The sequence below is a fragment of the Salinimicrobium xinjiangense DSM 19287 genome (assembly GCF_000423585.1).
Taxonomy (GTDB): Bacteria; Bacteroidota; Bacteroidia; order Flavobacteriales; family Flavobacteriaceae; genus Salinimicrobium; species Salinimicrobium xinjiangense.
In genome coordinates this window covers 72,593-92,825 of the sequence record NZ_AUIG01000022.1, presented here as the reverse complement: position 1 = coordinate 92,825, position 20,233 = coordinate 72,593, and the positions used below count along the sequence as shown (strand labels likewise).

19 protein-coding genes are annotated in these 20,233 nt (G+C 40.4%); 3 read left to right on the top strand and 16 right to left on the bottom strand.

Annotated elements, in window-relative coordinates; translation table 11 throughout:
* The 16 genes from G564_RS18985 to G564_RS0109410 form a co-directional block, all read right to left on the bottom strand.
* On the bottom strand, positions 1–1,319 hold a 1,319-nt coding region (locus G564_RS18985), incomplete at its 3' end, for a hypothetical protein (RefSeq protein WP_037373777.1).
* 327 nt (positions 1,320–1,646) lie between these two features.
* Positions 1,647–2,369 carry a response regulator transcription factor gene (locus G564_RS0109485; protein WP_029037458.1) on the bottom strand — a complete coding sequence of 241 codons (723 nt, stop codon included), beginning with the start codon at positions 2,367–2,369 and terminating at the stop codon, positions 1,647–1,649.
* Between the two features lie 3 nt (positions 2,370–2,372).
* The gene (locus G564_RS0109480) at positions 2,373–3,938 is read right to left on the bottom strand and encodes a sensor histidine kinase (RefSeq protein ID WP_029037457.1); all 1,566 of its coding nucleotides are present in this window, start codon (positions 3,936–3,938) and stop codon (positions 2,373–2,375) included.
* Positions 3,939–4,011: 73 nt separating this feature from the next.
* Positions 4,012–4,596 (bottom strand): dephospho-CoA kinase, encoded by a 585-nt coding sequence (coaE, locus tag G564_RS0109475; protein ID WP_029037456.1) that lies wholly within the window; start codon positions 4,594–4,596, stop codon positions 4,012–4,014.
* Entirely contained in the window at positions 4,593–5,552 is a 960-nt protein-coding gene (locus G564_RS0109470) for a CdaR family protein (protein ID WP_029037455.1), read from the bottom strand. The genes coaE and G564_RS0109470 overlap by 4 nt, the downstream gene beginning before the upstream one ends.
* Positions 5,536–6,552: a glycosyltransferase gene (locus G564_RS0109465; RefSeq protein WP_029037454.1), complete on the bottom strand. Its 1,017-nt coding sequence runs from the start codon at positions 6,550–6,552 to the stop codon at positions 5,536–5,538. The genes G564_RS0109470 and G564_RS0109465 overlap by 17 nt, the downstream gene beginning before the upstream one ends.
* Before the next feature lie 99 nt (positions 6,553–6,651).
* The gene (locus G564_RS0109460; protein ID WP_029037453.1) at positions 6,652–7,476 is read right to left on the bottom strand and encodes an enoyl-ACP reductase FabI; all 825 of its coding nucleotides are present in this window, start codon (positions 7,474–7,476) and stop codon (positions 6,652–6,654) included.
* A 45-nt stretch (positions 7,477–7,521) separates the two neighbouring features.
* Entirely contained in the window at positions 7,522–9,174 is a 1,653-nt protein-coding gene (gene recN / locus G564_RS0109455) for a DNA repair protein RecN (protein WP_029037452.1), read from the bottom strand.
* A 620-nt stretch (positions 9,175–9,794) separates the two neighbouring features.
* Positions 9,795–10,682 carry a type IX secretion system protein PorD gene (gene porD / locus G564_RS0109450; protein WP_029037451.1) on the bottom strand — a complete coding sequence of 296 codons (888 nt, stop codon included), beginning with the start codon at positions 10,680–10,682 and terminating at the stop codon, positions 9,795–9,797.
* Entirely contained in the window at positions 10,675–11,886 is a 1,212-nt protein-coding gene (gene coaBC, locus G564_RS0109445; RefSeq protein ID WP_029037450.1) for a bifunctional phosphopantothenoylcysteine decarboxylase/phosphopantothenate--cysteine ligase CoaBC, read from the bottom strand. The genes porD and coaBC overlap by 8 nt, the downstream gene beginning before the upstream one ends.
* A 6-nt stretch (positions 11,887–11,892) precedes the next feature.
* Positions 11,893–12,222, bottom strand: coding sequence for a DNA-directed RNA polymerase subunit omega (locus G564_RS0109440; RefSeq protein WP_029037449.1), 330 nt, complete (start codon positions 12,220–12,222; stop codon positions 11,893–11,895).
* A 20-nt stretch (positions 12,223–12,242) separates the two neighbouring features.
* Complete coding sequence (locus G564_RS0109435) at positions 12,243–13,052, bottom strand: outer membrane protein assembly factor BamD (protein WP_037373789.1); 810 nt, start codon at positions 13,050–13,052, stop codon at positions 12,243–12,245.
* Between the two features lie 105 nt (positions 13,053–13,157).
* Positions 13,158–14,030, bottom strand: coding sequence for a 4-hydroxy-tetrahydrodipicolinate synthase (dapA, locus tag G564_RS0109430; protein WP_029037447.1), 873 nt, complete (start codon positions 14,028–14,030; stop codon positions 13,158–13,160).
* Complete coding sequence (locus G564_RS0109425) at positions 14,023–14,541, bottom strand: DUF6913 domain-containing protein (protein ID WP_029037446.1); 519 nt, start codon at positions 14,539–14,541, stop codon at positions 14,023–14,025. The genes dapA and G564_RS0109425 overlap by 8 nt, the downstream gene beginning before the upstream one ends.
* A 71-nt stretch (positions 14,542–14,612) precedes the next feature.
* Positions 14,613–15,311: a hypothetical protein gene (locus tag G564_RS0109420; RefSeq protein WP_029037445.1), complete on the bottom strand. Its 699-nt coding sequence runs from the start codon at positions 15,309–15,311 to the stop codon at positions 14,613–14,615.
* 106 nt (positions 15,312–15,417) lie between these two features.
* Complete coding sequence (locus G564_RS0109410; RefSeq protein ID WP_029037444.1) at positions 15,418–16,104, bottom strand: hypothetical protein; 687 nt, start codon at positions 16,102–16,104, stop codon at positions 15,418–15,420.
* 184 nt (positions 16,105–16,288) lie between these two features.
* Between G564_RS0109410 and G564_RS0109400 the strand changes: the two genes are divergently transcribed.
* From G564_RS0109400 to G564_RS19900, 3 genes are all read left to right on the top strand, one after another.
* On the top strand, positions 16,289–17,044 hold the full coding sequence (locus G564_RS0109400) for a 5'-nucleotidase C-terminal domain-containing protein (RefSeq protein ID WP_029037443.1): 756 nt from the start codon (positions 16,289–16,291) through the stop codon (positions 17,042–17,044).
* Entirely contained in the window at positions 17,041–17,952 is a 912-nt protein-coding gene (locus G564_RS0109395; protein WP_029037442.1) for a bifunctional metallophosphatase/5'-nucleotidase, read from the top strand. The genes G564_RS0109400 and G564_RS0109395 overlap by 4 nt, the downstream gene beginning before the upstream one ends.
* Before the next feature lie 185 nt (positions 17,953–18,137).
* Positions 18,138–20,177 carry an ATP-binding protein gene (locus G564_RS19900; protein ID WP_051205381.1) on the top strand — a complete coding sequence of 680 codons (2,040 nt, stop codon included), beginning with the start codon at positions 18,138–18,140 and terminating at the stop codon, positions 20,175–20,177.
* The last annotated feature ends 56 nt before the right edge of the window (positions 20,178–20,233 follow it).

Genomic DNA, 20,233 nt, shown 5'->3' with positions numbered 1-20,233 from the left:
TTACAAGTAGCTTCAGGCGCCTCTGGTTCTGCAGGAGCCTCAACAGTGACATTAACTGTACAAGTAGCTGTTAAGCCTGCTTCATCGGTAACAGTTAAGGTCACAGGAACTACTCCTATGTCTGCTGAAGTAAAATCATATTTCGAGAGGGTTCTGCTGGCTATTCCACAGTTATCTGAAGAACCATTGTCTACATCATCAACAGTGATGGAAGCTTTTCCTATTGCATCCAGAGTAACGGCAAAGGGAGCGACACAAGAGACAATGGGGGCAGTTATGTCTGCGGGAGATATTCGCTGGTATATTTCAAGATCAAAATCAAGATATGCGTTCATATCGACATATCCTAAATAGGAAGTTCCTTTAGTTCCAGAAAGTTCAAAATTGTTTACATATAAATCACCACAACTATCCAAAGCCATATCAAGAGGAAGATCTATTTCTTCCAATAAAAACCCTTGATATTTTCTCTGCGGAGAATAAACTCGAATCTTGAATACTTCATTTCTAATCCCATTTTTGATTATATCAAAATAGTTAATGAGTTCTGAAGGATCATTAGTCGCGTTTAATATTTTAGTTAAGTTGATTTGATCTCCAAAATCTGCAATATAAATATAACCTACGGCATCTACTACAATATCTCCGGGAGAACCTAAAGAATCAGCTGTTCCTTCCAGTAGATCTTTAAGCTTCGGAATCCCATTCTCAATACTTATTACCAAAACCCTTCCTTTTCCTGTAGATCCTAAATCAGAAACGAAAATTAATCCTTCATTATTAACAGCTAATCGGTAAGGAAAGTTGAGAGGCACCCCTTCTATTTCAGTAAATTCTAAAAATTGATTGTTTATATAGGAGCCGTTTACTTTGTGAAAAATTTTGATCCTACTTGGATCCGAAACTTCAATTTCACCAGTATAATGATCGGCTATATATAAATTATCACTGGAGTCAAAGGCTATACCTATAGGACCCCTGAATTGATTTACTCCCTCGCCATATGTGCCATCTCCCAAATTTTCGGAAGGTAAAGCGATACCTGTAGCCGAAAAAACATTCACTCTTCTTTCTAAAGGTGCATTATCCAAAACGAAAAATTTGCCTTGGCTGTCTATAGCAAAGTCTAAAGGTGATTCAAAGAAGCTTCCACTTATAAAGTCCGTCAAATTTCCATCAGCCTCTACTCTCTTAATTCCATTACCAAAAGTCAAGACAAATACTTCTCCATCCGGATTTACTTCAACGGCAATAATTATTCGATCACTTTTGGCTTCAAAATTAAATATGTCTGTGAACCGAACATTGATTCTCTCCATATCTCTCGATTCAACATAAGCATAGTTGGATAGATCCGAGGATTGGCCTTGAAGATTAAAAGAAAGGAATAAGAATAGTAAAGGAGAAATGAAGCTAAAGTAGTTAAGCCTTCCCCTCCCCCCACAACTAAAAAAATGCCGTAGGAATACGGCAGAAGAATCAGATTTTCGGGTAGGGCAGAATCTCCTCATTTAGTGCAGGTTACACGGCAAATATAAGTAAGTAAAACGAAGAGCCCTGAAAGATATTGTTAACATACAAATACCGGGCATCACTGCGGGAAGGTCCGCAGTAATGCCTGATATTAGAAACTGAAAACTGTATGCTTAACTTTGAGCCTCTTCTTTATTTCTAATCACCAACCTGAATCCTTCGCCGTGAATGTTAAGGATCTCTACGTTCTCATCCTTTTTAAGGTACTTACGCAGCTTGGCAATATATACATCCATACTTCGGGATGTAAAGTAGTTATCATCTCTCCAGATCTTGGTCAAGGCCAGTTCCCTTGGCATCAAATCGTTTTCATGCAGCGCCAAAAGACGCAGCAATTCATTTTCTTTTGGAGAAAGCTTGGATGGTTCTTCATCTCTAAAGGTAAGGAAGCGAAGTTTGGAATTCAGGTGGAAATCTCCAATCTGGAACTCAAACTGCTTACTGTCGGCCACACTATCTGTAGCTTTGCGCTGCATGATCGCTTTGATCTTCATAAGCAGTACTTCACTATCGAAAGGTTTGTTCAGATAGTCATCTGCTCCAACCTTATATCCTTTAAGGACATCTTCTTTCATAGCCTTAGCTGTTAGAAAGATGATAGGGATCTCTTCATTTTTCTCCCTGATCTCTTTAGCAAGAGTAAAGCCGTCTTTATACGGCATCATAACGTCGAGGATGCAAAGATCGAAATCGTCTTTCTTGAACTTTTCAAATCCTTCCATTCCATTCTTCGCATGAGTGACCTCATAGTCATTCATCGCCAGGTAATCTTTTAGTACCGTTCCGAAGTTTGGATCATCTTCAACAAGTAAAATCTTCTTATTTTCAGTTTCCATAAATTAAGATATTAGTGGTAGTTTAATTATAAATGTACTTCCTTTTCCTTTCTCACTCTCCACGCTTATTTGCCCGTGATGGTCATCAAGGATACGCTTTGCATAGGCAAGTCCCAGGCCGTGGCCTTTAACATTGTGGATATCACCGGTATGCTCACGATAAAACTTTTCGAATATTTTTTTCTGAACAGGTTTGCTCATTCCGCTTCCCTGATCTCTGATTTTCATAACAATATAATTCTTTACATTTTCAGTATAGATATCAATACGAGGATCTTCCGGAGAATATTTTATGGCATTATCCAGAATATTCACAACAACATTGATGAAATGCGTACTGTTTGCCAAAATTGAAGACCTTAATGCTCCAAAATGGGTCTGTACGTAACCCTGCCTGTCCTCTACGATCAATTCTACATGGGTTATAGCCTCTTCAATTAATTCATGTAAATCCAGCCGCTCCTTCTTCAGGTCCAGTTCATTCTTTTCAAGTCTCGATATTCGCAGAACATTTTCCACCTGTGCGTGCATTCGTTTATTTTCATCCCTTATCATACGATGATAATGGGCAATTTTTTCCGGATCATTACTCACCTTTGGGTTCTTTATCGCATCTAAAGCCAGGTTAATAGTAGCTATGGGTGTTTTGAACTCATGGGTCATGTTATTTATAAAATCTGTTTTTATCTCCGATATCTGCCTCTGCCTTATTAACTGAGAAAGTGCACTTGAATAGGCAATCACAATGATCAATGTAAATATAATCGATAAAGCGGCCATTAATGTTATTGAGGACAATACTACCTGCTTCTTTTCAGTGAAATTCACGAAAAGTTGATAATTATTGTTTCCCGATGCAAAAAGAGGCACTCTATAAGTTGTTTTGGCATCCAACTCAAAATTTTCTGACCGCACTTTCGTGGCCAGGCCATTGCCATAGACTCCATATTCAAAAGAGGTATTCATACCTCTATTTTGCAATTCATTCTGGATCAATTCTTCCAGGTAAGCCGTAGAAACCCTTTCATGTATAGGTTTTTTACTGGTATATTCATTCACAGTGGAACGAATAAATTCTTTTTCCACATCTTTCATCCTAAAGATGCGGTTTATCCTGCTTGAGGTGGTGAGGGCACTATTGTTCAGGCTGTCATTTTTCACCAGTGTTGATACTTTTCTGTTTATCAATTTCTTAAACTGAACGGTATCTATCGAAGCATCCAGAAAAGCGGCAGACAACTTATAATCATCCTCCAACATCCCCTTGGAACTTATGTAGACATCATCTGAGAAATCATCCTTTTCGACCTGGAAGATTTCATTCATCATCTCACTACCGGGCTCTACCCCGAGACTATCTACTAAAGCCTGCATTGCGAAATAGTAGGTTTCCAGCTCATTGTTCTCCACTTCGGCGGCTACTCTTCGCAGTATCTGTTTGGCATTGAAAGAAAACTGCTCTTCTTTGCTCTCTACTGTGTTTTTTATCCAAAATCCCTGAACAAATATAATTCCTATTAAAGAGAGGCTCATGAGAACCACCAAAAGAAAAAATATCTTTTTGTTCATATTTTCAAAAGTATGATTTTAACATTTAGCCAAATAGCCCTTTAACCAAATGTTAACAAAAGAAACTCAGTATTTACGCGCTCTCAAGAAGGGTTTTATGCAGCCGGCGTACAGCTTCACGGGTTTCATTAAGCCGGAAATTTTCAATGACAAAATCTGCCAGCTTTGCCTTTTTTTCATCGCTCCACTGGTGGTTCATTCGCGCTTTAATTTCTTCGGAAGAGGAATTATCTCTCTTCTGAAGTCGTTTTAATTTTTCGGGAAGTGGTGCTGTTACCAGGAGATTGTAATCGCATTTTTTATAACCTCCCTTTTCAAATAGTATTGCAGCTTCATAGACAACATAAGGAGCCTCCTGTTCTGCCTTCCAGGAATCAAATTTCCTGCCTACGGCAGGATGAATAATTGCGTTTAACTGTTCAAGTTGGTCTTTATCATTGAAAACCTGTGCGGCAATATATTTACGATTGGGAAAATCATCCAGGTAAGCTTCCTCTCCAAGAAGATCCTTTATCTGGATTTTTACACGCTCATCCTCTTCCATGATCTTCTTCGCTTCAACATCGGCTATAAAAACTGGGATACCCAGCTCCCGGAAAAATCCGGCCACTGTAGTTTTTCCACTGCCAATTCCCCCGGTAAGGCCTAAGATTTTCATTTTTTGATTATAAACTGGATCCGTTTTTCATTCAGCCGGATATTTGAAGTGAACTCCGGTTTCTGAACTACCTCCGGAATGAGAAAATCCTGATTGCCTCTCACATTTTTAAAATTAGCCACCACCCTGAAATCTGAAGCTGTTACTTTATTAAAATCCTTGAGGTTCACCTGGAAGAAAAGAACCGTTTCCTTGGGAAAAATCACCACATTTAATTCCGGTGGGACATTGATTAGCTCAATTGGAACCTGCACATTGCCTTCTGTAAATTTCTCCACATCTACAGAGTAATTTACCCTTTTACGGTAAAGAGTAACATTTGGAAGTGCTGTCGTGTCTATAGGTACTGAGCCTGTAACATCTTCTTTCACCTTTGTGAGTTCAAGGGAAAAGGTGTACAAGGCACTGAGTGTATCAAGAATGTTATCGGGCCCGCTCACCCTTATGGAATCCGGAGAGATGCGCAGATCTTCAACAGCAGAATATCCCGGAGCGTAAGCAATATCAATTTTGGATTTTACCGGCAATTTCTTTTCCTGCTTCTGCTCAAAACCTATCACTATGGCATCCCGGAGAAATTTACTGTCGTCGAAATCAATTCTAAGCTGATTCAGAATTTCCGAACGGTTTTGATCAATAACATACACCAGTTTTCCGTTCTCTTCATTGGCTTTTGAAACATCAAGCGTCAAGGTGGGTGGAAACAATGAGAACCAGGCAAGATTAAACCCGTTATCCTGCATTCGCAGCTCTACGCTTTCAGGTTTATCTTCCTTCAAAAGCTTATCTGGCGGAACATTAGTATACTCCACCGGCACACTTAAGATCTCATCATACTGTTTTGAGAACTGAACAAAGATCCATATCACAATGGCAAAAAACAGAAAAAACAGAAATGAATTAAAGTCTGTCTTTTTGAATCTCGTCTTTGTACCTGATTTAAGTCTTTTGAGCATTTTTAAAAAATAGCTCCGGAAATAATTTTTCCGGCGGGGCGTTCATGAACCTAAGATAGCAGGTTGACTTGCAGAAACCAAACCCATAGCCGAAAAATTGTACTATTGCGGCAACTACCGAAAGAAAAGCAATTTTTAAGCTCCGGTTCAGGTAAAGAGAATGAAAAAACAGTAATAAAAAGTACAGCCCGTATGCGTACAATAGCCAATACCATCCAAAAAGGGCAAAAACCAGGGCTATTATAAATCCAATCATGAAAAGTGTGGGAAACCAAAAGGTGATCTTAGCCGACTCCGGGTGCCACCTGTTCAAAATTGGCCGTACCAGGCCAAATTTCCTTACCTGCAGAGAGAATTTTTTCCAGTCGATCCGCCGTTTATGGTACACAAAAGCTTCCGGGAATAATCTTGTCTCAAAATCCCCTTTTTGAAGCCTTAGTGCAAGATCGGGATCTTCACCCGGGTGTATGCTCCCAAAGCCACCACTGACCAAAAAAGCTTCTTTTGATAAACCCATATTGAAACTCCGCGGTTGGAACTTCCCTACCATCTTCTTTCCGCCGCGGATTCCGCCGGTGGTTAGAAAAGAGGTCATGGTGTAATTGATCGCCTTCTGAAGATCGCTGAAACCTTCATGAGCAGCATCGGGACCACCAAAGCAGTGTACGAATTGCTTCCGGAGTTCTTTATCTACTTCAGCTAAATACAGCGGTGGCAGTATAACATCACTATCAAGGATCAAAAAGTAGTTCCCGCGGGCTTTCCTCATTCCGAAGTTCCGCGAATCCCCGGGACCGGAATTAGTTTTCCGGAAATAGGAAATATTCAGCTTTCCAGAGAATTCCTCCACCACTGCTTCCGAAGTAATTGTCGAACCATCTTCCACGATCACTACCTCAAATGATCCAGAAAAATCCAGCGACAGCATACTTTCCAGCAGCTCCCTTATTTCGTCAGGGCGATTGTAAACCGGAATGATAAACGAGTAGGAAAGCTCCATAGAACAAATGTATTAAAGAATGTCACGCAAGACCTAAAAAATAAGAGGCCCCGAAAATGATATTTTTGAGACCTCTTATCTATCGATATTTGAACTAGCTTACTCTCCTTTGCCCTTGATAAAAGCTTCCATAACCTGCTGACTTACTCCCATATTCGAGAATCCGCCGTCGTTATAGAGATTTTGAAGGGTCACTCTTTTTGTAAGATCCGAGAAAAGGCTGACGATGTAATTCGCACAATCCATTCCGGTTGCATTTCCAAGCGGCGACATTTCATCTGCATACGCGATGAAGCCGTCGAAACCTTTCACGCCTGTACCTGCAGTGGTAGGCGTTGGAGACTGGGAAATGGTGTTTACTCTTACTTTCTTTTCTTTTCCGAAGAAATACCCGAAACTGCGGGCAATTGACTCCAGATATGCCTTATTATCGGCCATATCGTTATAATCAGGAAAAACTTTCTGGGCTGCAATATAAGAAAGCGCCATAATGCTTCCCCACTCATTCATTGCGTCTTTCTTGTAAAGACTCTGCATGGTCTTGTGGAAAGAAACCGCCGACACATCCCAACCTTTAGCGGTGAAATCGTAATTCATCTCGGTATAATGTTTCCCCTTTCGCACGTTCACAGACATCCCGATGGAATGCAGCACGAAATCAAGTTTTCCGCCAAGAATTTCCATGGCTTTATCTACGAGATTGTCCAGGTCTTCAATGCTGGTAGCATCTGCAGGAATGATCTCAGAATTCGTTTTATCGGCAAGATCCTGGATATTCCCCATTCTCATAGCGATAGGCGCATTGGTAAGCACAAACTGCCCACCCTCTTCATGTACGCGTAAGGCCGTTTTCCAGGCGATAGAATTTTCATCCAGGGCTCCAAAAATGATCCCTTTCTTTCCTTTAAGTAGATTATATGACATGGTTGGTATTTGTTTTGTTAAGCGGGTAAATATAAGAAACATCTTTTAATTCAGAAGCGCTTTGGCATGAGCCACGGCAGAATCACTGATGTTTTTACCACCCAGCATCATGGCCAGCTCCTCCACCCTCTCTTCACCTTTTAATTCTTTGATGTTGGTGATAGTACTAAGGGCTGCATCTTCTTTAAAGATTTTGAAGTGCCTGTCCCCTTTTCCTGCGATCTGCGGAAGGTGCGTGATCGCGATGACCTGCATATTACTCCCCATTTTCTGAAGGATCACCGCCATTTTCTGTGCGATGTCTCCCGAAACTCCGGTGTCTATCTCGTCGAAAATTATTGTAGGAAGATTGCTGTAAGTAGCCAGGATACTTTTCACTGCCAGCATGATCCTTGACAATTCTCCGCCTGATGCCGCTTTTTTAATGTCGTTATAGCTTCCGCCTTTGTTTGCTGCCAGGAGCCAGTTGAGCTTATCCTGGCCATTACTAAAAAATTCCTTTTGCTGCTCCAGCTCGATCTTTAAAGTGGCATTAGGCATTCCCAGATCGGCAAGAATGGTTTCTGTTTCTTTAATGAACTTCGGAATAATACTTTTTCGGGAGGCGTGCAGTTCTGAAGCTATTTTCTGAAGCGCTTCCTTCTTTTCTGAAATGGCTTTTTCTGAACGGGCTATTTCTTCCCCTGCATTTTCTGAAACCGAAACTTTCTGCGCCAGTTCTTCCTGAATGTGCTTTAGTTCATCAACAGTGGCTACGTTGTGCTTCTTCTGTAGGTTGTATAGCACCTGAAGCTTTGCATTCACCTGCTCCAGCTCTGCCGGATTTGCTTCAACCTTGTCTAAAGCCGATTCCAACTCTGTAGCTATATCATCCAGTTCAATATTTACGCTTTGCAGCCGTTCAAACAGCTGGTGATATTGACTTGATATTCCTGAAATTCTTTGCAAATTATTTTTTGCTTCCCGTAGAGAAGCTGCAGCTCCGATCTCTTCCTGCTGAATATGATCTATCGCACTTCCCAGCTGTTCGGTAAGTTGCTCTACATTGCTTAGCTCTTCATACCGCTCTTCCAGCTCCTCCTGCATTCCCGTTTCAAGCTTTGCCTGTTGCAGTTCGGTAAGCAAAAAGAGGTTATAGTCGTATTCTTTAGTCGCCTGAGCCTGTTCTTCTTTTAGTTCAAGTAATTGTTTCTGAAGCTTTTTAAGCTGCTGTAATCCCAGCTGATACTCTTTTAGCTTTGTAAAATTATTGGCCAGGGAATCGATGACCAGGAATTGATAATCATTGTCACCAAGGCTCAAAGTTTCATGCTGACTGTGAATGTCGAGTAACTTCTCTCCCAGCACCTGTAAGGAAGAAAGATTCGCCGGAGTATCATTAACAAATGCCCGACTTTTTCCCGAAGGCAGAATTTCCCGTCTAATGATTGTCTGGGATTCATAATCAAGATCTTCTTCTGCAAACAGTGCTTTAAGCTCATAAGAAGCAATACTGAAGCTACCTTCAATAACACATTTCTTATCCTGATCACGTATCGCACTAAAGTCGGCACGTTTTCCCAACAAGAGCGAAAGCGCTCCCAACATAATAGATTTTCCCGCGCCGGTTTCTCCCGTAATAATGGTAAAGCCACTCTGAAGATCCATTTGTATGTCTTCAATAAGCGCGTAATTTTTTATGGATAAGCTTGTGAGCAAGAGCGATTGAATTTGGGTTAAAGGTAATATTTTTTACAATTGAGAAATGTCAATTATCAATTAGCAATGAACAATTAGCAGTGAACAATTTGTAGTGAACAATTTGTAGCTGGCAAAATTAAATGAATCTGTTTTTAAGCAACAAAAAAAGAAGCACTAAAATAATAATTACCAAATTTTTACCCGAAGTAGCTTTTTAACGGAGGAGGGCCAAAAAGGTTTCAAGGTTCAGAATTCAAGATTCAAGATTATTTTTTTTTAAAGCACCTGACTACTGAACACTGAGCACTAAACAAAATGTTTTCCCGCAGATCACGGAGATTTACGCAGATTTGACTTTAAAAACTGAGCACTGCGAATTAAATAAATGAGGTCTCGACTCCCTGCCGGCCGGCAGGCGGGCGCTCGACCTGACAGTATACGTTTTGGTTCTGGATGTCTACTTTCAAACTGCAAACTGACAGTAAGCACTGCCAACTATTTTAATGTTGCCCGCAGATCCCGGAGATTTGCGCAGATTTAACTTTATAAAAAATCTTGATTCTTGTCTCTTGATTCTTGCCTCTTTGACTGACCACTGATCACTGACCACTGACCACTGATCACTGAACCCTGATCTCTTAATACCGGATATTCCCCCACTTCTCGGAATGAGTTGGCGCCATGGAACTCAGGGCGTCTACTACTTCCCGAATGTCCACGGAGGGTCCGCCGCTGAAGATCTGTGCGATCTCATCTGCTTTGGCGTCAAAAAATGTCCTGACTAAAAGAGAATTCGGTCGGCGGCTATGCATTCTTCTCAGATTGACAAGAGAGGATGCCACTGCCTTTTTGCCTTCTTCGGGAGACATATGCATTACGTCAAGACCCTGGCGATGGTAAGTGTAGAGCGTATTCCGGTAGGCAGAATAGGTGTTTGATAATAAGTCGGCATTGAGCTGGTACCTGCTTCGGTTACCATCTGTTGCTTTCCAGCCTGCATGTGAACCTTGCTGGGCAGTTCCTGCAATTTGATTTGCAGTTTGATAATGTGCTGTGCCTCCCTGCTCACTAAAGGTATCTGCATCCAGGCCAAGGATGGTATAGACATAAAAGCTTACAATAGAAACCAGGTTAGAATCATATTGATTCGGACTAAAGGTAAACGGCTGATACTCCTGATAAGAAAAAGCCAGTTGTTCATCATTAAAATTAAAAACCGGACTCACCATGGTGGATCCAAAAACCGGGCGTGAAGACTGAACCTGTATGGTACCTGTAAAGTCATTACCGTTATAACCCGTGATGTTGATAAACATGCTGCAGTTGATACGCTCCTGCGGCAGAAATTCGCGGTTGGTCCAGCGGGTCTGGTTAATAAATTCGGTAAGGGAATTTTGAAGTGTCTTAAAAACGGTAGCATTGGCCTGTCCCGTTTGTTCTGCATTGATCACCACTTCACAATTGAGTTCCTGAGCGACTGCCGTACCGCAAAACATAAGGAATATAAAAGCAACTATCTTATTCATTGATCAACTCAATTATTTCATTAAGAATATCACGGGCCACTTCTTCTTTTGGCTTCAAATCAAATTTCTTAAGAGTTCCGTTCCTGAACAGGATCTTGATCTTATTGGTTTCCGTTTTGAAACCGGCACCTTTGTCATTTAAGGAGTTCAGGACGATAAAGTCAAGATTCTTCCTTTCAAGTTTACTTGCGGCGTTCTCCTCCTCATTCTCTGTCTCCAGTGCAAAACCTACCAGCACCTGATCCTTCTTACCACTCCCTAAAGTAGCCAGAATATCCGGATTTTTAACCAGTTCCAGCTCCATTACTTCAGAAGTTTTCTTGATCTTTTGAGCAGCAGAGATCCGTGGCCTGTAATCTGAAACTGCAGCCGAAGCTATAGCAATATCAACAGAGGGAAAATACTTTGTTGCTGCCACAAACATTTCACGCGCACTTTGAACTCTTATCAAATGAATATCTTTATGCGGATTAGGCAAATGTGTAGGTCCCGAGATAAGTATTACCCGTGCTCCGGCAGCATGTGCTGCGGCTGCAAGCTCATATCCCATTTTTCCGCTGGAATGGTTTCCTATAAAACGGACAGGATCAATAGGTTCGTATGTAGGACCGGCAGTAATTAGCACCCTTTTGTTCCGCAAGGGAAGGCTTTCAGCAAGATGAGCTTCGATAAAATTTAGAATGTCTTCCGGCTCTGCCATTCTCCCCTCTCCGGAAAGTCCGCTGGCAAGCTCTCCTGAAGTTGCAGGGATCATTACATTTCCGAAGGATATTAATTTTTCAAAACTCTCTTTGGTAGACGGATGCCTGTACATATCCAGGTCCATCGCCGGTGCAAAGTAAACAGGACATTTAGCAGAAAGATAAGTGGCAAGTAGAAAATTATCGCTGTTGCCTGTTGCCATTTTGGAAAGCGTGTTGGCAGTTGCTGGTGCGACAAGCATCAAATCGGCCCAAAGGCCAAGATCCACATGATTATTCCATTGGTTCTTATGATCCTCTTCTTTTGTAAATGAAGAGATCACCTCATTCTTGGAAAGAGTGGAAAGGGTGAGAGGAGTAACAAATTCTCTGGCTGCAGGAGTCATCACTACTTTTACCTGCGCACCCGCCTTTATAAAAAGACGCACCAAAAATGCTGTTTTATAAGCGGCAATACCCGCGGTAACGCCGAGAAGTATTTTTTTGCCGCTTAATACAGACATAGTATTTTACTCTTCGCTTTCGCTTTTAGTATTGCGGTGGTAAATCTTTCCTTCCAGCCATTCCTGCACAGCTAAAGCGTGAGGCTTAGGTAATTTTTCGTAGAATTTAGAAACTTCGATCTGCTCCTTATTCTCAAAGATTTCATCCAGACTGTCATTATAAGTAGCGAACTCATCCAGCTTCTCAAGAAGTTCCTTTTTGATCTCAGAATTGATCTGAGTGGCTCTTTTTGAAATGATCGAGATCGCCTCATAAATATTGTTCGTAGATGAATCGATCTTGTTTTTATCAAGAGTCGTGGTGTTTATTGGAGCATCTGTCTTCTTTAGATCTATCATATTCTCGTCGTCTAAAATTATAATTGTTGTTCTTTTTGTTCAATATCTTTTATTGCCGCTTCGGCGAGGTCAATGAATTCTCCTTCTGGATAATATCTTTTGTAATCCTCGTAATAGTCGCGTGCCGCCTCTAACCTTGCAGGCATAGCATAAGCATAACTGTTAATTGCGTAAAGGTATGCCGATTCAAATTTGTAATAAAAAGCCTTCTCTCTGAAAGGAGAACCGGGATATTCTGAAATAAAATTATCAAAAGCAGTGATTGCAGCAGTATAACTCTCGGTGTGATGATATTGTTTTGCTATTTCATAAGCCTTACGTTCAAGCTTGATTCGCAACTCAGTTATCAGATTATTAGCTTCCTCCATCTTATCACTTTCCGGGAAACGGTTTATGAAGCCCTGCAATTTGGTTATACCCTGCTGAGTCTCGGTTTGATCGAGGTAATAGGGAGGTGATAAAAAATAATAGCTTTTTGCCCCTTTAAAAGCAGCCTCTTCAATTTTCTCACTTTCAGGATAGGTTTCCACAAATCTTTCGAACTGGTATCCTGCGAGATAGTAATCATTCAACTCATAATAAGTATCTGCAAAGAGAAACATGAGTTTTTGCCCCTGAGGCTTTCCTCTGTATTCGGGAACAAGTTGTTCAAAGAGCCGTAAAGCTTTACGATACTTCCTTCTACTATCCTCCTCTTTGGCTTCATTGTACAAATTCTCTGCAGTTGAATATTTAAGACCGGTATCTTTACTCTTCAACAACTTCTGATAATCTCCACAAGAAGTAAACAATAAAATGACACTTAATAATAAGATTACTTTCCTCATTCTGAATTTTAACATCTGGCAAAAATACTCTTTTCTGCCTTATTATAAAAACTTTAGTTTCAGGCAGAATTCCCCTGAAACTAAAGCCTGAATTATCATTTTCACCTAGAAGGCATCTACAAAAGCATTGATCTTTTGTGACAGACCATCAGTAGATCTTACTAATGGCAAACGCAGGTTATTTTTTACGATCCCCTTCTTTTCCAATAGCGCTTTTATACCTACGGGATTTCCTTCAGCAAAAATCAGGTCAATAGATGGGGCAACTTTATAATGTAATTGATAAGCTTCGTTCACCTTGCGCTCCAGCCCAAGCTTTACCATACGTGAAAATTCAGCCGGCAATCCCTGCCCTATAACTGAGATCACACCGTGGCCACCCGCGAGTACCATTGGCAAGGTGATCATATCATCTCCCGAGATCACAAGGAAGTCTTCACCCACCAGGTCGATCATTTTCATGGCCTGCACTATGTCACCTGCCGCTTCTTTGATCCCGATAATATTCTCTACACGGGAAAGGCGTTGAACAGTTTCAGGCAGCATATTGGACCCGGTTCTTCCGGGAACATTGTACATTATTACAGGTTTGGAAGAAGCTGCTGCAACTGCTTTATAATGCTGAAAGATTCCTTCCTGGGAAGGTTTGTTGTAATAAGGTGAAACCGAAAGTACGGCATCAAAAGCTGAAAGCTCAGTACTCTTCAATTCTTCTACGACCTTAGCTGTGCAGTTACCGCCAATTCCCAGCACCAGGGGAATGCGTCCATTGTTTTCGGAAACTATGGTATCTATCACCAGCTGTTTTTCCTGCGAGTTAAGGGTCGCACTTTCACCTGTGGTCCCAAGTACTACCATATAATCGATGCCATTATCAATCTGGAAATTCACCAGTTTCTTTAAAGCCTCCACATCAACAGAAAGATCATCTTTAAATGGAGTAATCAAAGCTACACCGGTTCCAATCAATTTATTCATTAGGTTGTCTTTTTAAAATTTTCAAATATTTTTTAAGTTCTGCTATGAAAACTTCCGGTTTTAAAAGATCTGCGGAAATATTCAGATCAAAAATGCCATTTTCATCTTCTTTTTTCCTCCCCACCTTCAGCCTTGAACGAGTAACGGAAACGAGGAAATCTGCCATTTTATTTTCTGAAGCCGTAAAAGAAATAAGAACATCATATTCCGCCTGAAGAAAAGCTGAAGATGATGCTGTTAGCTTTCCATTCCATCCAAAATCTTTCAGCGAAATAAATGAATACTCAAAAATATCATTTTTGCCTGGCTTTTCTTTACAGACTACGATGCTCACCTCCTCTTCCCGAAGGCCCAGTTCCTGAAAAAACTGTAAAAAAGACGAAACAGAATCTTCATCTCCGGCATCCAGAAGGAGAGCCATTTTACAACTTTGCACATTCCCTGCGGAAACTTTGCCTACACCTGAAAGATGCTTACGCGCAACCGCGATTTTAATGTCTGAAATTTTCACCCGGCAAAATTAGGAATTAAAAATGTACAAGAGATAGAAATATACGAGAGAGAACAGAGTTGCGGAAATTGTTAAACCAGGTGCAAAAGCCGGAGTTTCTTTTCACGTGTCACGAAAAATAAAAACACAAGCTTTAAAGCAGCAAATTTTATAAGAGTTGCTACGATCTCTACACTAATATCCCGAAAGTAAAAGACTTCCATATCCCTCAATACATCCGAAAAAATAAAGGAGAGCGTAAGGCAAATGAAGAATACAGATTTTCGGGAAAAAGAATTCAGGTAATAGATCAATGCCACAATCGCTAGAAACAGGATATTGAGATAATAAATTATATAAATGGAAAGGGCCCAACTACTGCTTACATTAGGCTCGATTTCAATAATGTGAATGGATAGCAGATAAACATAAACTGCAATGATCGAAATAAAATAAAGCGTGGTAAATTTACTTCCTCTTTCATATTCTGTATGTTTTATAGCCTCCCGGGCAAGAAACACATAACTACCCATCCAGAATCCCAGTTTGAGCTGGTCAAAATATCCGAAATCCCTTATACAGGACACGACAATTGCGGCGAGGGTCAAAAGAATGACCATAAGGAAATTAAAATTCTTCACCGGAATTCTCCTCAGGTAATACAATATCAAAGGCACAAAGAACAGCAGCTCTCCTCCCCTGCGCAGCCAGAAATCTTCATAAATGATACCGGCAATATTGATCAATATTGCAATGATTGTCAGGAAGGCAAGAACAATCTTTTGTTTCATTTAATGAGGGAAATTATGCGCAATATAAATATTTTGTGAATAAAAATATAAATTTGTTTCAGTATTAGCAATTCAACCTCATCCCTCACATTGTAATGTCCTCTCATTAAAATCCCGGAAGTATATTTGATCTTCTTCTGTGCACCGCGTGTTCAATTAAGGCGTAATATGCGATAACATGGAATAGCGGAAAGAAAACATTTACACTTATATCTGAAATAATATACAACCTGAAGAACAGGGAAAGTTCTGACACCAGCAAGGAAGCTGAAGCAAGCATCAACCATAAAGAAGCGTAATGTGATTTTAAAAGATATTGCGTAAAGGTGATTGCGAGCAGAAGGATTAGTGAAAAAATATAAATATAGGTTGCAACCTTATAAGAAGGAACTACCTGGGGCACCAGATCGGCGATGGTAAAAAACAGGAATACCAGAAAGCCATACATAATAACTAATGAAAAAATTTCCACCGGGTGTATGTGGGACCTCTGAAAAGCAGTGAGAGCAAAGATATAAAGAATCACAATCGCTGTTCCAAATATCCACATGATAGGCTCTATATAATTCCCCAAATCTCCAAGCATCAACAGGTCTCTAATATAAAAAAGCATGAGGACCACCACCATAGGCAGAAACCAGGTTTGAACTTTATACCTATAGTAGAGAATCAGGACCGGAATAAGCAAAAGGCTGGAAACTGTATATAATATCTCCAGATAAAAAATAGTTCCAACGATAAAGAGAACTCCCAGAAATATGAATACCAGCAGTACTTTTTGACTTGACTTCAATTAATAGCTGTTAAATTTTTATACCTGATTTTCCTTTAAAACCACGAAAAATAAGACATTTATCCGGTAAGATTACGAATTGACAAAAAAAAGTAAGAAAAATCTTTAAAATCCAGAAAAAAGAGATTATTACCATTATCCTGACAGAACTTATTATTTTTGTTTTTCATCAATTTTCTCCTTTATGAAGAAATTAGCACTCCTGCTACTCCTGTCTCTGGCCTCCTGCAAATTCAGCAGTAATTATTCCCCTCAGAGAATAGAAGGTAAACAGCTTGAAATTTCCGAAGCAATTCCTGCAAATGATTCGATCAGCGAATTTGTCAAACCATATAAGGAGCATATCGACAGAGAAATGAATAAGGTGCTGGCTTATACTCCGGTAGATCTTACGAAGAACGACGGAGAACTGAATACAGCCATTGGCAATATGATGGCCGATGCCGTAATGGACCTTGCATCGCCGGTTTTCAGGAAAAGAACCGGCGAGAACATTGATATTGTGCTTCTTAACTTTGGAGGTATTCGGTCTGCTATTAGTAAAGGAGACGTTACCACCCGTACAGCTTATCAGGTAATGCCGTTCGAAAATGAAGTGGTAGTAGCTCACATGAAAGGAATTTACATTCAGGAAATGGTCAATTACCTGGTGGATGCCGGTAGCGCTCATCCCATCGCCGGACTTAGCCTTGAAATTGGAGAAGATAATACCATTCAGAAAGTTCTTATCCAGGGAGAGCCATTGGCTATGGATACAGTATATTATGTAGCTACCAATGATTATTTATTAAAGGGAGGAGATAATATGGTCTTTTTCTCCAATGCCCTGGATGTCACCTCTCTTGATTATAAAATAAGGAATGTCTTAATTGATTATTTCACACAAGCCGATACTATAGCTCCTGTAAGGGATCAAAGATTTATAAGGATCAAACAATGAAAAGACGCACTTTCTTAAAACGTACAGCCGCGGCCGGAGCCATAGCAGGAACAGGTGGTTTAGGACTTCTTTCCTTTACTACGGAAAAAGCGGTAAAAAGAATCACGATTCTGCACACTAATGATGTTCACAGCCATATAGAACCCTTCGAAAAAGATCACGCTCAATACCCCGGAATGGGTGGAGCCGCAAGAAGGTATTCCCTGATCCAGGAAATTAGAAAAGAGAATCCTAATACCCTCCTTCTGGATGCCGGGGACATTTTTCAGGGCACACCCTATTTCAATTTTTATGGTGGAGAGCTGGAGTTTAAACTCATGAGCAAAATGAAGTATGATGCGGCAACTATTGGAAATCACGATTTTGATAATGGAATAGAAGGATTATACGCACAGTTACCACATGCCGATTTTAAATTCCTTAGTGCCAATTATAATTTTAGCAATACAATAATGGACGGGCAGGTGCAGCCTTATCATGTCTTTATAAAAGACGGGGTGAGAATAGGGGTGTTTGGCCTGGGAATAGAACTTCAGGGGCTGGTAAGTAAAGATCTGTACAAGGAAACAATTTATCTTGATCCTGTTGAAATAGCACAGCAAACTGTAGAAAAATTAAAAAATGAAGAAAACTGTGATTTGATCATTTGTCTTTCTCATTTAGGTTATAACTACCGGCACGAGAAGATCAGTGATATGAAACTAGCTTCCCTTACAAGAGATATAGACCTCATCATAGGAGGACACACTCATACCTTCTTACCTAAACCTACCATTACCCAGAATTTGGATGGCAAAAATGTACTGGTGAACCAGGTGGGATGGGCCGGAGTAAATCTGGGAAGAATTGATTTTTTCCTTGATGCTTCCGGAAGAAAGAATGGAAGTGGTGCCACTATAGTGGTTTAAAATTTTCATAAATAACAGGTTCCTCAAGCTCCTTCTTCCACTTATGATGATATATTTTTTAGCTTTACTGTAAATCAACACTGCTCTTCAGGAAAAGACCAGGCATCAGATTGCTTCTCCCCCCGTTCCAACTCAGCCAGGGTTTTGAAATCTCCTGTTGATGACGGGTTTTGTCCGCGAAGTATATGACGCCAGTAAAGAAGTATCAAAAATATTTGTTCCTCCTCTTCCTCCTACTTTTACAACCTGTTTTATGGGCACAGATAAAAGAGCCGGTAAGAATTGGGGTTTATGAAAATTCACCAAAAATTTTGATTGATGAGCAGGGTAAGGCCGCTGGTATCTTTATTGATATTATTTCAGAAATTGCCGGTAATGAAGATCTTAAGGTCGAGTATGTATATGGCAACTGGAGCCAGTTAAAAACTGCTCTTTCGAACGGTGAAATAGACATACTTCCTGATTTCGCCTATTCAAGAGAAAGAGATTCCTTATTCACTCTTAATGCTGTTCCCGTATTGAGTTCCTGGCTTGAGGCGTTCTCCCTTAAAGGAGCCGGAATTCACTCGGTGCAGGATCTTGAAGGAAAGAATATTGGAGTTTTGAAAGGATCTGTACAGGAAGCCTTTTTACTAGACGATCCCGAGCACCCTCTCCCCGAAAATTTCCGGTTAAAGGTCTTCGATGCCTATCCTGAATCTGTAAAGGCTCTGCGAAACGGCGAGATCGATGTGCTGGTCGCCTCCCGGTTCTTTTATTTTTCTAATCATTATACAAAAGACATCTCTTCCACAGGTATCATCTTTCGGCCTGCAGATCTTTACTTTGCTTTTAACCGGAATGTAGACCCCGACCTGGTGAACCTGTTCGACCGCAACCTGGCCGACATGAAGAATAATCCGCATTCAAGCTATTATAGGATTCTGCATTCCTGGTTTGATCCTGTGCTGAGGGCGGGGAGACCTAATTATTTTTTATGGGCATTAGCGGCGGCTTTAACCATCCTGTTAATCGTGCTCATTTTTACCTTTTCCCTAAAATACCAGGTTGACGTCACTACCAAAGCCTTGTGGCAAAGAAACCGGCAATTAACCCTGGCTAAAGAGAAAGCAGAAGAGAACGAGCGTCTAAAAACGATCTTTCTTCAAAATATGTCGCATGAAATAAGGACTCCCATGAATGGAATTATTGGCTTCCTCAGCCTTCTTAAAAAACAGGATCTTGATCCTGAATCCAGGGAAAAATATATTGATATTGTCAATAAGAGCGGACAAAGACTTTTAACCACAATTAATAACATTATTGAAATTTCGAAAATTGATACAAAGCAGATAGAAATCAGGAATACTGAAGTTGATCTCACTGAAATACTTAATTTCTACTATAACTTTTTTCTGCCACAAGCAAGGGAGAAAGGACTCGATCTCATCTTAAAATGTGAAATCCCTGAAGATAAATCTGTGATTCTGACCGATAAATTTATTCTTGATAATATCCTCACTAATCTAATCAATAACGCTTTAAAGTTCACGAATAAAGGTATCGTTGAAATAGGAGCATCAGTGGTAGATGACGTTGTAAAATTCTATATTAAGGATTCCGGGATAGGAATACCGGAGGATCGTCAAAATGCCATTTTTGACAGGTTTGTACAGGCCAACCTCAATATGACACGGGCCCATGAAGGTTCCGGCTTAGGCCTTGCCATAGTTAAAGCTTACGTGGAAATCCTGAAGGGAGAATTATGGCTGGAATCAAAAGAAGGAGAAGGCAGCACCTTCCATTTCACAATTCCCTACGTACCGGCAGATTTACCTGTGAAAACTGAAGAAACGGAATATTTGACAGAAAAACTTCAGGCAGAACATCTCAAAATCCTTATTGGAGAAGATGACAACATAAGCTTTCTTTTTCTCCAGCAGCTCCTCAATCTACCGCATATAACCATCATCCGTGCAAAAAACGGAGCGCAGGCAATTGAACTGGCCCGCAATAACCCCGATATTTCTCTGATCCTTATGGACATTAAAATGCCTGAGGTCAACGGTATCGAAGCTACGGGAGAAATCAGAAAATTTAATCCACAAGTGCCAATTATTGCTCAAAGTGCCTATACCTTTACGGGAGAAAAGGAGCAGGCTTTGGAAGCGGGATGTAATGATTATATTACGAAGCCAATAAACAAAACACGTTTACTCCAACTAATAGAGAAATATTCCCGCTAAACATCAAAAATCGGAGGTTCTTGAAAATCCTTTACCGTTTGAAAAAGAAATATATA